Annotated in this window: 15 protein-coding genes; 10 read left to right on the top strand and 5 right to left on the bottom strand. The window is 53.3% G+C overall.

Annotated features, from left to right (window positions below; genetic code table 11):
• Positions 1-32: 32 nt before the first annotated feature.
• From yhfZ to VV869_RS12080, 10 genes are all read left to right on the top strand, one after another.
• Entirely contained in the window at positions 33-929 is an 897-nt protein-coding gene (gene yhfZ / locus VV869_RS12125; protein WP_337735168.1) for a GntR family transcriptional regulator YhfZ, read from the top strand.
• A 21-nt stretch (positions 930-950) separates the two neighbouring features.
• A complete protein-coding gene (locus tag VV869_RS12120; RefSeq protein WP_337735167.1) occupies positions 951-1,328 on the top strand; it encodes a hypothetical protein in 378 nt (125 codons plus the stop codon).
• On the top strand, positions 1,322-2,200 hold the full coding sequence (locus VV869_RS12115; RefSeq protein WP_337735166.1) for a phosphotriesterase-related protein: 879 nt from the start codon (positions 1,322-1,324) through the stop codon (positions 2,198-2,200). The genes VV869_RS12120 and VV869_RS12115 overlap by 7 nt, the downstream gene beginning before the upstream one ends.
• 26 nt (positions 2,201-2,226) lie before the next feature.
• Positions 2,227-2,586 (top strand): DUF2620 domain-containing protein, encoded by a 360-nt coding sequence (locus VV869_RS12110; protein WP_337735165.1) that lies wholly within the window; start codon positions 2,227-2,229, stop codon positions 2,584-2,586.
• 6 nt (positions 2,587-2,592) lie between these two features.
• Positions 2,593-3,894: a YhfT family protein gene (locus VV869_RS12105; RefSeq protein ID WP_337735164.1), complete on the top strand. Its 1,302-nt coding sequence runs from the start codon at positions 2,593-2,595 to the stop codon at positions 3,892-3,894.
• A 101-nt stretch (positions 3,895-3,995) separates the two neighbouring features.
• Positions 3,996-5,174, top strand: a complete 1,179-nt coding sequence (locus tag VV869_RS12100) for a YhfX family PLP-dependent enzyme (RefSeq protein WP_337735163.1) — start codon at positions 3,996-3,998, stop codon at positions 5,172-5,174.
• Positions 5,167-6,405, top strand: coding sequence for a phosphopentomutase (locus tag VV869_RS12095; protein ID WP_337735162.1), 1,239 nt, complete (start codon positions 5,167-5,169; stop codon positions 6,403-6,405). Before VV869_RS12100 ends, VV869_RS12095 begins: the two co-directional genes overlap by 8 nt.
• A gap of 75 nt (positions 6,406-6,480) precedes the next feature.
• Complete coding sequence (locus VV869_RS12090; protein ID WP_443147312.1) at positions 6,481-8,664, top strand: carbohydrate-binding protein; 2,184 nt, start codon at positions 6,481-6,483, stop codon at positions 8,662-8,664.
• 368 nt (positions 8,665-9,032) lie between these two features.
• The gene (locus tag VV869_RS12085; RefSeq protein WP_337735161.1) at positions 9,033-10,358 is read left to right on the top strand and encodes a PTS sugar transporter subunit IIC; all 1,326 of its coding nucleotides are present in this window, start codon (positions 9,033-9,035) and stop codon (positions 10,356-10,358) included.
• A 165-nt stretch (positions 10,359-10,523) separates the two neighbouring features.
• Positions 10,524-11,072 carry a hypothetical protein gene (locus VV869_RS12080; protein ID WP_337735160.1) on the top strand — a complete coding sequence of 183 codons (549 nt, stop codon included), beginning with the start codon at positions 10,524-10,526 and terminating at the stop codon, positions 11,070-11,072.
• Between the two features lie 235 nt (positions 11,073-11,307).
• Here the strand turns inward: VV869_RS12080 and VV869_RS12075 are convergent, their stop codons facing one another.
• From VV869_RS12075 to VV869_RS12055, 5 genes are all read right to left on the bottom strand, one after another.
• Positions 11,308-12,087: a hypothetical protein gene (locus tag VV869_RS12075; protein WP_337735159.1), complete on the bottom strand. Its 780-nt coding sequence runs from the start codon at positions 12,085-12,087 to the stop codon at positions 11,308-11,310.
• 51 nt (positions 12,088-12,138) lie between these two features.
• Positions 12,139-12,672 (bottom strand): molybdopterin adenylyltransferase, encoded by a 534-nt coding sequence (gene mog / locus VV869_RS12070; RefSeq protein ID WP_337735158.1) that lies wholly within the window; start codon positions 12,670-12,672, stop codon positions 12,139-12,141.
• A gap of 342 nt (positions 12,673-13,014) precedes the next feature.
• Entirely contained in the window at positions 13,015-13,740 is a 726-nt protein-coding gene (locus VV869_RS12065; RefSeq protein ID WP_337735157.1) for a 3-ketoacyl-ACP reductase FabG2, read from the bottom strand.
• Positions 13,737-14,219: a hotdog family protein gene (locus VV869_RS12060; RefSeq protein ID WP_337735156.1), complete on the bottom strand. Its 483-nt coding sequence runs from the start codon at positions 14,217-14,219 to the stop codon at positions 13,737-13,739. The genes VV869_RS12065 and VV869_RS12060 overlap by 4 nt, the downstream gene beginning before the upstream one ends.
• On the bottom strand, positions 14,209-15,435 hold the full coding sequence (locus tag VV869_RS12055) for a beta-ketoacyl-[acyl-carrier-protein] synthase family protein (protein ID WP_337735155.1): 1,227 nt from the start codon (positions 15,433-15,435) through the stop codon (positions 14,209-14,211). Before VV869_RS12055 ends, VV869_RS12060 begins: the two co-directional genes overlap by 11 nt.
• Position 15,436: the final 1 nt, after the last annotated feature.

Here is a 15,436-nt window from a genome sequence, read left to right as displayed (position 1 = left end):
CATTCAAAATATTGAAGATAAAATCAGGTGTTATGAAAACTCAATATATCAGTAAAGAAGGGGCCGCGATTATCAGCATCGCCCGTTACTTAATGTCAACGTCCGTCAACGATCGGCTGCGGACAATCGACGCCTTATCTGACGATATTGGAGTTTCTGTCGGCTTTGTCCAAAAAGCCCTGACCACCATCGAACAACAAGGTGCTGTGGCGCTGTCCAAACAGGGACGCAATGGCACGTTTATCGCCAAGCTGGACTATCGCGCGCTGGCCGAACTGACCGGCTTTTCTCATGTTGTTTGTGCCATGCCCCTCCCGTATACCAAACATTATGAAGGGCTGGCCAGCGGACTGAAAAAACAAATCGGCGACCTGCCCCTGTACTTTGCCCACATGCGTGGTGCAGGTGCCCGGGCCGAATGTTTGAAGGCCGGAACCCATGACATCGCCATTATGTCCAAGCTGGCGGCACAGAGTTACACAGGCGGTTTTGTAACGGCCATTGATTTGGGTCAGCACTCCTACTCACTGCCCCATAGATTAATCTTTCGCCAGGGGGAGTATGAGCAAATTCGACGCGTGGGGGTGGACCCGGACTCGCCGGACCAAAAATTGCTGACGCAATCAGCTTTCCGGGATCAACCCGTTACCATCGTCGAAATCAACTACGCAGACAGCCTCAACCTCCTGCTCAGCGGTGACATTGATGCGGTGGTCTGGCTGCCGGAAGCTATTGATATGGAAAAATATGGTCTGGCCGAACAAACGCTTGATCACATTGAGCAATGCGCACTTGCTTCCGAGGCCGTGATGCTGGTCAGCGGTGAAAACCCGCACATTACGACCCTGCTTCGCAAGCTCATCAACATTCCGGCTTTACTTGAACACCAACAACAAGTCGTCCGGGGCGAGATCACCCCGAACTACTAAACCCGTTATCAGGAGCGCACAATGAAGGAACGTCTCAATCTGCTGCAGCAAGCTAACGTAATCAGCGCTGAAGCCTGTCAGGCAACGGAAATTGCGGTCAGTCTGATCGGCGAACAGCTCGCCGTGACCCCGGACAATGAGCAATTCCAGATGGCCATGACCCACTTTGCCCGGGCTTTTGACCGCATCCGGACTGGCGCACCTGTAGACGAGGGACTGGACCCGGATATCTTCGATGAAATCCTGGCGGATGACGGCTTCGAACACATCCAAAGCCTGAACCAGCGCATTCTTGATCAAGTCGGCCTGGTACAGGTGCCGGCAACCGAAAACTCGTTTTTCCTCAGCAATCTATTTTCGCTCTATTGCGCCAGCGCTGCCGAGGAGGCCGCATGTTAATCAATCCGAACGGTTACACCTATTGCCATGAACATCTGCATATCGATCTCTCACCGCAAAAAGGCAATATCGACTGCCGTCTGGATCAGTATGACCTGATCAAAGCGGAGATGGACGCGCTGGTCGATCGCGGTGTGTATAACATCATCGAAGTGACCAACTCTTTTATGGGAAGAAATCCTCAATTTATTGAACGTTTAATGTCTGATACAAATATCAATGTTTTACTCTCTACCGGATATTACATTGAGGGATTTTTCCCACCGGAGTTGTATGCCAAATCAGCAAAAGAGATCAGCCGGGAAATGATCCGGGAGATTGTTGACGGCATCGACGGCAGCGCACTCAAAGCCAGCGTAATTGGTGAAGTCGGCAGCAGTGAGAACGCTTTTACCGAAACCGAAAAAAAAGTCTTTGAAGCAGCGGCCATGGCCCATTTTGAAACCGGCCGGCCCATTTCCACCCACCAGTCCATGAGCACCATGGGACGGTACCAAATTGAGTTGTTCAAACAGCTGGGTGTCGATCTGGAGAAAGTCACCATCGGCCACTGTGATTTGAAAGACAATCTGGAAGACATTCTGTGGCTGTTGGATCAGGGCTGCTATGTCCAGTTCGACACCATCGGCAAGAACTCCTATTACCCCGACAGCCGCCGCATTGAAATGCTCAAAGCCCTGGCGGAACGCGGCCTGCTCGACCGGGTCATGCTCTCGATGGATATTACCCGTCGTTCGCATTTGAAAGAAAACGGTGGTCCCGGTTTTTGTTACCTGATTGACACGTTCCTTCCCCAGTTGGAAGAAAACGGCATCAGCCGGACAGAAGTCGACACCATGTTAAAACACGCACCCAACCAACTCTTCCAATAATAATCAGAGAATAAAAAGGTCCTGTTATGAAAAAAATCGGTATTGCCGGCTTACAACGTGAGCAAATCAAAGCACAAATTGAACAAACCCAACCAGGCCTGTTCGAGTGCCATATCCTCAACGACATGGAAGCCGCGATGAAGGTAAAGAGCGGCGAGCTCGACTACTACATCGGCTGCTGTAACACCGGTGCAGGTGCAGCCCTGTCACTCGCAATCGCCATCATCGGCTTTGCCCAGAGCTGCACCATTGCCAAACCTGCCATTCAGGCCAAGCAAGATGAAGTCGAGAAGTTCGTCAATGAGGGCAGAGTCGCGTTCGGGCTTTCCGTCGAACACGTCGAACACGCGGTGCCCATGCTGATCAACACACTGGCGAACAGGTAACATATTATGGATATGATGAATATCGGGCTGGTCGCCCTGCTTTGTGCAATGACCGCGCTCGTTGCCAATATGAGCGCCTCCGTTTTCCATGACGGAATCCGACCTATTTTGCCGCAGTTGGTTGAAGGCCACATGACGCGCCGCGATGCCGGTTCCGTCGCGTTCGGCCTGTCGATCGGCTTTGTCGCCTCGGTGGGGATTTCATTTACCTTATCCACCGGGCTCCTGAACCCGTGGTTGCTGTTCCTGCCAACAGACATCCTCGGGGTAATGATCGCCAGTCGCTGGCTGGCAGCCCTGGCCGGTGGCCTCTGGGGGGTCCTGGTGGTGACATCGCTCTCCGGTGTGAATGCCGTCCTGACCGGTCTGCCAATTGACGCCCTCGGCGCACTGGGCGAGCTGGGCACCCCGGTGATGACCGCGTTTGCCTTGTTCCCGCTGTTGGCCATTTTCTATCAATTTGGCTGGAAAGCCGGAGCTATTGCTGCCGGGGTTGTCCTGCTGTCACGCTTGCTGACCATCCAGTTTACGTCGATTTATCCGGAATCCATCCAGATCTTCGTCGGCATGGTCATGCTGGTCGGCACTGCGATCCACAAAGACATCAACGACAAAAAGAATGGGATTTCACCACCAGACATGTCCGGCATGCACAGCCTGTTTGAAGAGCGCACCAAACGGATCATGAAGAACCTGCCGCTGCTGGCTGCAACCGGCTCGCTGATTGCCATTGTTGCCAACGCAGGGATCTTCGCCGGGTCGGAAGTCTCGATCTATGCCCTGGCCGATGCTTACAAACTGACGGATCCGGTAGCACAAGACGCCGCCTTGCAACAAGTCGCGCTTTCAGAGTTTATGCGGGGCCTGGGCTTTGTACCGCTCATCGCCACCACAGCACTGGCGACGGGTGTCTATGGCGTGGTCGGCATGACTTTCGTCTTTGTCGTCGGCTATCTGGCACCGAATATTCCGGTTGCCGCTGTGCTCGGGGCACTGACCATCTGTGCTGAAGTCTTCCTGCTGCGCAAAGTGGGTCATTTCCTGGAGCAATTTCCTTCCATTCGTAACGCATCAGACAACATTCGCAACTCAATGAATACCCTGATGGAGTTTGCGCTGCTGATTGGCGGGGTCCTGGCGGTAATGAAAATGGGCGCGACAACCGGTTTGACCATTTTCTCCATGCTGTTCTTCCTCAATGAAGTCATGGGGCGTCCGGTTCTGAAAATTGCGGCACCCGCGGTTGCGGCCATTCTGACCGGTATCTTACTGAATGTCCTGTATGTACTAGGTCTGTTTACTGTCTAGCAGACTGCTTCCAGAGCCAGTCTGCACGTTTAACCAAGCTCACTGTTATCCACGAGTTCCGCTTGTGGACTGGCTCAGCTCGTCGTTAAAAAGGGGTTTACATGTTTCTCAGAGCATTACAAAAACAAAACCCGGCACTCATAGATGGCGCCTTCACCCTGCTGAAGGAAGGCGTTATCCTGCCTGACACCTATGTGATAGATGTCGACCAGTTCACGGAAAATGCCCTGCTGATCAAAGCAACGGCGGATCAATATGGCATCCGGCTGTACGGCATGACCAAGCAATTCGGCCGCAATCCACTGCTGGCCAAAATTCTGGTCGACGAATTAGGTTACGATGGGATCGTGTGTGTGGACTTCAAAGAAGCCCGCCAACTTCATCAAGCAGGCGTCAAAATCAGTCACATCGGTCACCTGGTCCAGCCGCCGAGCCGCTATGTCCCCTTTATTGTCTCGACCATTCAGCCCGAGGTGATCACCGTCTACTCGCTGGAAAAGGCGCGGGAAATCTCCGCCGCGGCCGTTGAAGCCAAACGAACCCAGCCTGTCCTGCTGAAATTTTACCGAACCAGCGATTATCTCTACACCAATCAGGAAGCCGGTTTTCCGATCGAGTCCCTGGATGCCATCTGCCGCGAGATTGCCTCGTTACCGAATCTGCAGATTGCCGGACTGACCCACTTCCCCTGTTTTTTATATAACCCGGAGTCGCAGGATACCGAGCCGACCCGAAACCTCGAGACCCTGCTTGCCGCCAACCAGCAAGCCGGTCAGTTGGGCTACCCGATAACGCAGCTCAATATTCCTTCAGCCACCAGCAGCCAGACCCTGCCGCAAATTCGGCAATTTGGCGGCACTCATGGTGAGCCCGGCCACGCCCTGACCGGCACAATGCCGGCGAATCAGGACGGCAGCCAGCCGGAAAAAGTGGCCATGGCCTATGTTACCGAAGTCTCTCACCAATTTGGTGACGCCAGTTATTGCTATGGCGGGGGCTACTATCGCCGCGGCCATTTGACACAGGCCCTGATCAGAGAATTCCATCAGGGCACAGAAACCGATCACCTGGTCGACGTCCGCAACGACGATGAAGCCAGTATCGATTATCACCTACAACTCGACCGACCCTGTCAGGTCGGCACACCTGTCATCATGGCATTTCGGACTCAAATTTTTGTTACACGAAGTGATGTCGCGCTTGTCGCAGGGTTATCAAGCAACACCCCCACGCTGCTTGGTTTATTCGATGCACAAGGTAATGAGGTAAAACATGGCTAAATTTGTTGTCGTGGTACTGGACGGTTTCGGGGTCGGCGAAATGCCGGATGTGGTCGATATTCGGCCACAGGATCGCGGTGCCAACACGGCGGTGAAACTGCTCGACCATTTCCCGCTCAAAACACTACCTACCCTGGAAAAACTGGGGCTGATGAATATCACCGGCCTGACCCGCTCCAAGATGCAGCCGTCTGCCACCGCCAACTGGGGCACCGCCAAACTGGCTCATTTCGGCTGTGACACCTTCATGGGTCACCAGGAAATCATGGGCACCCGACCGAAACCGCCGTTGGTCAAACCGTTCCAGGAATCCATCGATGCCATTGAGCAGGCGCTCATCCAGGCGGGATATACCACGGAGCGAATCACCCGGGATACCCTGCAACTGCTGATGGTCGAGGGCTGCGTGGTGATCGGTGATAACCTGGAAGCCGATTTGGGCCAGGTCTACAACCTGACTGCCAACTTCAATCTGATCAGCTTTGACGAAGTGAAACAAATTGGCCGCATCGTCCGCGGGGCAAATTCGGTCAGCCGGAATATTGCGTTCGGCGGTTTTATCCCGACCATGGACCAAGTCTTCAATGCCATCGAGACCAAGACCGACAAACAAGGCCAGCTGGCTTATATCGGCGTCAACGCCCCAGACTCCGGTGCCTATGACGAAGGCTTTCAGGTCGTCCATCTGGGCTACGGCGTTGATGCCCTGACCCAGGTGCCGCATCAGCTGCATCAAGTCGGGATCCACACGTACCTGTATGGCAAAGTCGCCGATATCGTCCAGAACGAGACCGGCACCTCCTATACCTCAGTGGTCGATACCGACCAGGTGTTTTCCCTGCTTCTGGCAGACCTGAAACAACATGAAGGTTTCTTCTGCGCCAATGTGCAGGAAACCGACCTGTCCGGCCACCAGCAGGATCCCAAGCGCTATTGGAGCATTCTGGAAAAAGCGGATCGTGGCCTCGCCGCCGTTATCGACACCCTGAACCCCGGCGATGTACTGATCGTCATGGCTGATCACGGCAATGATCCGTTTATCGGCCACACCAAACATACCCGTGAACAAGTGCCGCTGATGGTTTACAGCCCGGCAATTACCGGCGTCCAGGTGGGCTACCGGGACACCCTCGCCGATGTCGGCGCCAGCGCAGCAGTCTTTTTCGGAGCCCGGCCACCGGAGTCCGGACAGTCGCTGCTTGAGCCACTCAACCTCAACCCGACGGAGTAACCACATACCGAATATTCAAAAATTGAAATCGATTGAATGACTTGCCTCTACCCTAACCATAAAAGGAAAAATGCAATGACACTGAAACGGAAACTCTCTATCGCGATTGCACTGGCAATTTCCCCACATGCTTTTGCCGCTCAGGGAGGGATGCAGGACTTTTTAGACAGCCTGCGAGATTTTGAGTCCGGGATTAACCCCCAGTTAAGTGCTTTTTACTACGACAACCTGGATAACCCGGTCTACACCTATGCCAAGGTCACCAAACCGGGTCGTCTGGTCCGTGATTGTTCGACCGGGATCATGGTCTCGGAACCAACCACCATCAAGCAGTTTTTCCAGAAGCTAGGCATCGACAACATCTACAACCCGGCCACGCCGCACGATCCGCAGATGTTCCGTAACATGCAGTATAACTCGTTGAATGCCTGGGGATTCGTTGGTTATCAATTGGGTGAGGCCGTCTTAATCGATGCCGGTTACTATAGTCCGAAAACCGTCTCTATCGACGGCAAAGAGTATGACAGCTTCTACATGTTTGTACCGGACTCCACCTGGATTGGTTGCAAAACTGAAGCGCTGGCCGAGATCCCCGGCTCCGGCGGGAACCAGGTCTATGTCACAGATAACAACCGTTGGGAAGGGACATTTGTCGGCAAGAACGGCATCAACAGCTTTAATGATCTAATCATTCCTGAAAAACAGGAATTGGTGATCCGCGATGCCATGCATTTCAACTACAAGATCATTTCCAAGTTGCTGGCCGACGCCAATATGACCTGGGATCAGGCACTTGCGAAGAGCTGGCCGGATAAAGATGATAACGGACAGCCAATTCAGGTACAGGCGACCATGTCTGGTATTCTGGCGGCTGCTCACCTGCGCGGCGCATGGGGAACCGGGGCACTGCTCACCAAAGATCAGATCACTTGTGACGAACTCGGCACCTGTATCACCAAATACGTGCATAAGTTTGGCGGCTACAACACCCTGTTCGATGTCCCGGGAGACAGTGTCAGCCAGGGCTCTATCTATGATGAAGTGCTGACTGCCGGTTGGGGCAACGATACCGTCATTCTCGGCGGTGGCCGCAACCAGGTTCTATTGCACGAGCAAAGCGGCACGACCACCACAATTACTGACTTTGTACTGAACAAAGACTTAGTGATCCTGCGTGGCTGGAAAGCTGCAGATCCACTGGCTTCCCTGACGGTTACCGACCGCAACGGCGGCAGCGAGCTGCAATTCTCAGGTCAGACCATAATCCTGAACGGTGTCGCAGCCAGCGATATCCTGGCGAATCCAAACGCGGTCATTGAAGTTTCTGATGTCTATACGCTGGCCTGGAATACCGGCAAGCAAGTCGTACACAACTTCAACCCGGCCGTTGACAAGATTGAAGGCACCGCAGGGATCGGCTTCAAGCACCTGAAAGCCTTTGAAACCAGCACCTCCGTGGTCATTGGTCCTCAGGCTGAAGACGGCGGTATTTACGCATCTTACGAACTGGTTGGCCTGACGCTGGCCGATCTAAAACCGGATATGTTTATCAACATCACCGGGGGTTACGATCGTCTGGGCTATATTGTTCCGCTGAGCCACCTCAACTGGGGCTGGAACATGACCCTTGAAGTTGCCAGCTTTGACATTGCCAAAACTGTCATCACCCTGCCGAGCAACCAGCCGGTGCCGTTCTCTGCCCTGAAACTGAGTCAGGAAGGTGCAAACGTGGTGATTACATTGTTGGAACCATTTGCCAAAGGCGATCAAAAGAAAATAATCCTGAACAATACTGATGTGAACCTGCTCTCTGCCAGCAACTTCGCGGGCTTTAGTGGCAACTTCAGTGAGGTCACCATCGATATTCCGGTGATGCACGACATTCAGGTTGCCGTCAGTGGTACCGGCGGTACTATTTCACCGGCACCAGGCGCCGATGGCTTGCTGCAAGCAAAAGGCGGGGCTGACTTCACTGTCAACTTTATTCCTGACAGCGGTTATCGGGTAAAAGAGATTATTGTCGACGGCGTGAGCTACCCTGCAGCAAACTCGTACACCTTCCAGTCCGTTGGTGGTGCCCACAGCTTAACGGTCTCATTTGAGCTCGGAAATAGCTGCCCGGTCGCCTGGGATGCCGGTTCAGTCTATGTTGGCGGCGATCAGGTCACTTACGGTGGCAACGTCTATCAAGCCAGCTGGTGGAACCAAGGGAACCAGCCGGATCAAGGCGGCCCATGGAAATTAGTTGGTAGCTGCTAATCCTATTCCAAACATTTAGTTATTAATAAAAATATTTGGCCACCCCAAAAAGGTGGCCACTTTTATTTATCAACGACAACAACCAACACCACATTTTATATTACAAATTAAAATGGAAACTTTTTCAGGCATAACACAACATCTGGAATTTAATTCACAAAACAACAAACAAAGTGCATAAAAACAGCTGAATGTGAGTTACCGCAATTACTTTCAATATTTTGAATATTAATATTCAGTTATAGAAACTCAAGGAAGGGATTCAACCATATAACCTCAACACGATTTAATATCTGTTCGGCGTAAATAGATCCATTTCGCTCTAAATATAATCCCGAATGACATCATTCGAATTAAAGGAATACACTATGAGTATATTTGACAAAACCCTCGTCTTTGTCGAGAAGTTTGTTGCCCCGATGGCAGTCAAAGTTTCTGCACAAAGGCATATCAACGCGATCAAAGATGGCTTCGTGGCAACCATGCCGTTCCTCATCGTCGGCTCGCTGCTGCTGGTTCTGGCCTACCCACCAGGGAAAGGAAACTTCTTCCTTGATGGTTGGCATGCGCTGATCGAGATAATTGGCCAGAAAAATATCCTGGCACCTTTCCAGGTCAGTATGGGTATTTTCGCCTTATATGCAGCATATAGCATTGCCTACAGCTTGGCGCGTGCATACGATATTCGTGCGCAAAACTCCGGGCTGTTATCCATGTTTACTTTCCTGCTTGCTGTTGCGCCAGTCCAGTTTCTCGATAATGTTGGCGGCGTGATGCCAATTTCATTTATGGGTGGTACAGGTGCTTTTACTGCGATTCTATGTGGCTTATTTGTCCCGGAATTACAGCGCTTCCTGCGCGATAAAAATATTCGTCTGAAGCTGCCGGAAGCAGTTCCACCTAAAATTGCAGCATCATTCGACCTGCTCATTCCTGTGATCATCGTTTCCATCATTGTCGTTGCGATTAATGGGGTTTTGGGTAGTTATGGTTTGAGTATTCCATCGGCCATCATGGAAATATTTAAACCTTTAATTTCAGCTTCTGATTCGTTCTTTGCCTGTTTGCTGGCCGTGATCATGATCCAGTTGCTGTGGTTTGCCGGTATTCATGGTTCTTCAGTCGTCGTCAGCGGTATTTTGTACCCGATTCTGATCATCAACCTGGGTTTGAACCAGGAAGCACTGGCAGCCGGCGAGCCGCTGCCGAAAATTTTCGTCAACCCGGTCCTCGACTTCTTTATCTTTGTCGGCGGTGCCGGCGGTACCTGGGGATTTGTGGTCCTGATGATGCGCTCTCGAGCCACGCACCTGCGTACCATTGGTAAAATGTCGATTATTCCAAGTACCTTCAATATCAATGAGCCTGTTATTTTCGGTACCCCGATTGTGATGAACCCGAACTACTTCATCCCATGGATGCTGTCCCCAATCATCAATACCTGTATTGTTTGGGCTGCATTTAAAACCGAACTCCTGTCGAAAATCATTGCCCTTCCACCATGGACCATGCCAGCGCCTATCGGTGCCGTGATGGCGACAAACTCAGGCACCGCCGCAGTTGTGGTTGTCGTCTGTGTCGTCGTGAGTGTGTTGATCTACTATCCGTTCTTCAAGATACATGAAAAACAATTGCTCATCGAAGAACACGCCACCGAAGAGCAAAATGCAGAGCTGAAACCTTCGAACGCGTAAGCGGCTCCTGACACATAATCAGCTCCCTTTGTAGCCCCGGGTAACGCCGGGGCTTTTTTGATCGCCTGCACCATTCGTTTCCCCCCTTTGAGGTTTCGGCTTCAACCATGGCTTCCTGCCAATCAATCACGATATAATGCGCCAAAGCCTGCAACCATTAGACACATGACTGATTTCCATCACACCCTGCGCACCATGGGACTGCCATTGCTTGAACTGACCGAGTCAGAACAGCAGCAAATTATCCAACTGATAGACCACCAAGCCAGTTTTTTTGCCAAAGTGGTTCAGCAAAAGCCTGACAAGCCGCGGCACGACCTGGTGCTGGGTTTACTGACAAAGTGCCATCAGGAATCCCTAGCGAACTTTCAGGCCACACAAGCAACCCTCAGCCGGGTTCAATCGGTCTTTGAGGAAACGATCGGTCCTACCCAGGCTCTGAAGTTCACTACCACCAGTGCGAGCGACGTCCGCGGCTACGCAACGCTCTGGTTCATGGCTCAGGGCTATACCGGTATCGATTTTAGCTACGCCAATGACCATGCCAACGACATTGCCACCCTTCTGGCCGCCTCTGCGGTCGTTCGCGAAAATGACCCAAGTGTGTTCCGCACCGGACTAATGCAGGCCTACTATGCCGGACGTCAGGCCGCGGCATCCAAGCGCCAGACAGGTTCCGGTTTTTTGAATCAGCTCAAACGACTATTCAGCTGAAATCACTTACGTTGCTGAACAAAGAATAAAAGACAAAGGACAAAGATGGGAAGTTCAGACAGGCACTGCGCATAAAACCGGCCCGTTTGGGTTGTTTCATCAGCAGCCAAATAAAGATTGTGTATTGTGTAGCCAGGCACTACACTACGCGCACTTCAAAAGAATATGTTGTTCCTTATTATTTCCTCGCCTGGCAGTCACCTGCCAGGCGTTTTTTTGCTCTGCCGATAGCTTCTCAGGGCGAGGGACTTAAATCCTTGTCTATCCAGTATTTCGATCCGGCAATATTGGCATCCAGCAACAGACCTTTTTCATCAATCTGATAAATCGCCATCCCACCATTGTACTTGGCTGTCAGCTCTGCCCCTTCCGTGCCGGCGACCACGCCGATTTCTGACGTAGCTTCCCATCCATCCTGCACAAAGTTCTCGAAGGTGCGCCGATCCTCAAAGAAAATCACCTGTTGATAAAACTTGCCGCCAAGCCCCAAGGCCAGCCCCGCTCCGAACATTTTCATGTAGGTGCGCTTGTCTGTCCGGCGGTTTACCGCAACACCGGCCCCCTGGTTGGTATGTAACACCAGCGAGAACTGGCGGGAATCGAACACGGCGTAGCCATAGGCCTGATCAAACAGCAGTTTGGCGCTGGGATGCTCGTTAAACAACCGCACCAACGCGGTATCGGACATGGTATCGAGTGCCAACCGGGCCTCTTCCGGCGTTTCCGGTGCCAGCATGTCATCCAGCTTCTCTTCACCCGCCTTCAGCCAGACCTTGCCTTTCTCGATGGAAGCCTCCGTCCATTCCCCGGCGGTGTTGAAGGCGTCCCGCCCCCATTCTGAGACCGAATCCCAGGCTTCTTTGGAAAACTCAGAAATGTTATCCCAGGCTTTTTTCGACCCTTCGCTGACTTTATCCCCAATGTCCGACGCGGTTTCCTTCAGTTTTTCCCAGCCGGCATGCGCCGGGACCGACAGGCACATCAACACAACAACCAGGCTTGTTACGACTTTCATTTTCATCGCCGGCTCCTTTGAAACCGGCAACGGGGGATTGCCGGTATCCAGTTACTTTTGCTTCGGACGGAACGGCTTGATCACCGCTTCATCACACTCCAGGTATGGACCTTCCATCAGATCAATACAGTAAGGTATAGCAGGGAAAACAGCATCCAGGCATTCGCGGATCGATTTCGGCTTGCCCGGCAAGTTGACAATCAGACTGTCACCGCGCAAACCGGCGGTCTGACGCGACAAAATGGCCGTCGGGACAAACTTCAGGGATTCTGCACGCATCAGTTCACCAAAGCCCGGCATCATCCGATCACACACGGCTTCTGTCGCTTCCGGGGTCACGTCCCGCTTGGCCGGGCCGGTGCCACCGGTCGTCACAATCAGGCTGCATTCCAGATCATCTGCCATTTTGATCAAGGTCGCTTCAATCACATCCTGCTCGTCCGGGATCACTTCATACACCGGCTCCCACTCGGAGGTCAGGTACGCATTCAGGGTCTCGATGATCGCTTTCCCTGAAATATCCTCATACACCCCGGCGCTGGCACGATCGCTGACCGTCACGATACCAATTTTAGCTTTGGTCATGGTTCTTCCTCACTTCCGCTTCTTCTGTACGACTCGAACCTTACCGTCAGCTGTTGCTGACCCGATTCAGTCAAATGAAATGCAAGTTTAAGGAATCTGGCGGACAGGATAAACCTTTGAATCAAAAAACATGACCTTCGGTGCCAGGACAGCAGAAGGCGGGCGGTGTCAGGCGAGTCACATCCATGAGGTTTAGCGCTGTATGTCGAGCCTGATTCGATGGAATCGATACGACAAAACCGGCCCTACCGAATCCAGTTCTATGAATCCAGAAAAATTAAACCCGGCCTGTTCAAAGCAAGAGACAGAGCCGCGCCCGGACGCGGCTCTGTGAAAACCGCGTCAGGCCACCCCGCCATTGAGCGAAATAACCTGACGCGTCATATATCCGGCCACATCAGACATCAAATAGCTCACGAGCCCGGCCACTTCCTCCGATGCGCCCATGCGTTGCAGCGGGATTGTCGGCACGATCTGCTCGCGGACATGATCTTCCACCATCCCGGTATCAATTAACCCCGGAGCGACACAATTCACGGTGATTTTCCGCTTCGCCAGCTCCAGCGCCAGTGCTTTCGTCGCACCGATCACCCCGGCTTTGGCAGCACTGTAATTGGTTTGCCCCCGGTTCCCGACCAATCCGGACACCGAAGCAAGCGTCACAATTCGTCCTCCCCGGCGCAGCTTCACCATCGGCATGACGCAAGGGTGCAACACATTGTAGAACCCGTCCAGGTTGGTATGGAGCACCCCGTCCCAATCTTCTCCGCTCATCATCGGAAACGCCATGTCCCGGGAAACCCCGGCATTACACACCACGCCGTAATAAGCGCCATAGGCGGCAATATCGGTCTCAATGACATCCTGGCATTGTCGACGCTCCCGAATATCGAATTGCAGTAATCCGCCGACCCCACCCGCCACTTCAATCATTGCCAGCGTTTCTTGCGCACCGGCAACATCGCCGCGGTAATGAACCACAACCTCAAAGCCATCCCGGGCCAACTGGCAGGCGACAGCACGCCCAATCCCTTTATTCGCTCCGGTCACTAACACCCGTCGCTTCATTGACTCACTCCTTCTTCCATCTCTGCCAGCTGTGTCGGCGAGGGCACAAACACGTTGAGTTGACTGCTGGCCAACACTTGTCCTGACTGTTCAATCCGACAACGGAACACCACCATGTTATGGCTAACGGTGACCTGCTCGGCATAGATGTCGAGCAGTTGGTCCACCGGAAAGGCAGAACATGACGCCTGATACTGGCGGCTGCCGAGTAAAAAGCCCACGGCAGGAGCACGGCCGTCCAGCCAGGCATGATAGCCATCCCAGGCCGCTACGGCCTGGGCCATCAGTTCAATCCCGACATAACCCGGCAGTTCCCCGGCGTCAGCATCGAAGAAAAAATGCGTTGCTGTCGGCGTGAGCTGACAATGGACGCTCGAATCACTCACCGCGATGAGGGTATCGAGCAAGATCATCGGCGTATCATGAGGCAACAGCCGGGATAACGGCGGTATCTCCGCGCTTGGCACATTATGCGTCATGCGGATGGCCAAAAATCAAACTGATGTTATTGCCGCCAAAGGCAAAGGAGTTACTCAAAATCGCCGGTTGTCTCAGCGTCATCCCCTGCTGGACCAGGTTGATCGGGGCCATGGATGGATCCCGGACGCCATCGTGAACCTGAACCGGCAATGGCAGTTGATCCCGCAAAATCTGCCAGCAAATCGCCGCCTCCACCGCACTGGCAGCACCGAGCGTGTGTCCGGTCAGCGGTTTGGTCGAGCTGACGGGCACCTGATCCCCGAATATCCGGTAAATCGCTTTCGCCTCCATGGCATCATTCAGCGGTGTCGACGTGCCGTGCGCATTGACATAACCAATCGCATCCGGCGTCAGCCCGGCATCGGCCAGCGCTCTTCGCATCGCCTCTTCTGCCCCTTTCCCTTCCGGGTGCGGTGCCGAAATATGGTGGGCATCTGAGCTATCCCCGGCACCCAGCAATGCGATCGGCTTGTCCGTCGTCGCAGGCCGCTCCAGAGACAGCAACATAAAGGCGGATGCCTCGCCGATATTGATCCCTTCGCGGTTGGCGCTAAACGGATTACACAGGCTGTCGGACATGGCATCCAGGCCATAGAAGCCGTTAATAGTCAGCTGACACAACGAGTCCGTGCCGCCCACAATCACCGCGTCCGCCATGCCGGTAGTTAACAGACGCCGCGCAGCCAGGAACACCCGACCACTGGAAGAGCAAGCCGTGGAAATGGTATAGGCCGGACCGCTCACCCCGAAATAGTCCGCGACAAACGCGGCGATGCTTCCGAGTTCATGCGTCTGATAACCATACGTGGGCGGAAACGCACCGGTTTCCTGCTGCGTTAAAATCGCGGCTTCCGTATCGGCGATCCCTGAAGTACTGGTTCCTGCAATCACGGCGACCCGCTCAGCGCCATAGGCAGTGATGGCCTGTTGAACCTGTGTTTCAATTGCCTGCAGTACAGACAGGGCCAGACGATTATTGCCGGAATCATTTTCCTGTAACCGCTCAGGCAGTGTCGGGCGCTCGCCAGCGGCTTTCCCGACCACGGTCGCCATCCCTTGGTTTAACCATCCGGTCTCCGTAACCAAATCGGGCGAAACCCCGTCTGCCAGACGCTGGCGGATTTGCTGCTCCGAACACCCCAGCGCAGAATGGCTGGCACAGGCATGGATATAGACAGGCGCTGCCCGGGAAATGTTTTGATCTGTTGCTTTCATG

Origin of the sequence: Photobacterium sp. MCCC 1A19761, assembly GCF_037389125.1 — a bacterium.
GTDB lineage: Bacteria > Pseudomonadota > Gammaproteobacteria > Enterobacterales > Vibrionaceae > Photobacterium.
The sequence above is the reverse complement of the archived record's forward strand: the minus strand, read 5'-3'. Positions and strand labels throughout refer to the sequence as shown.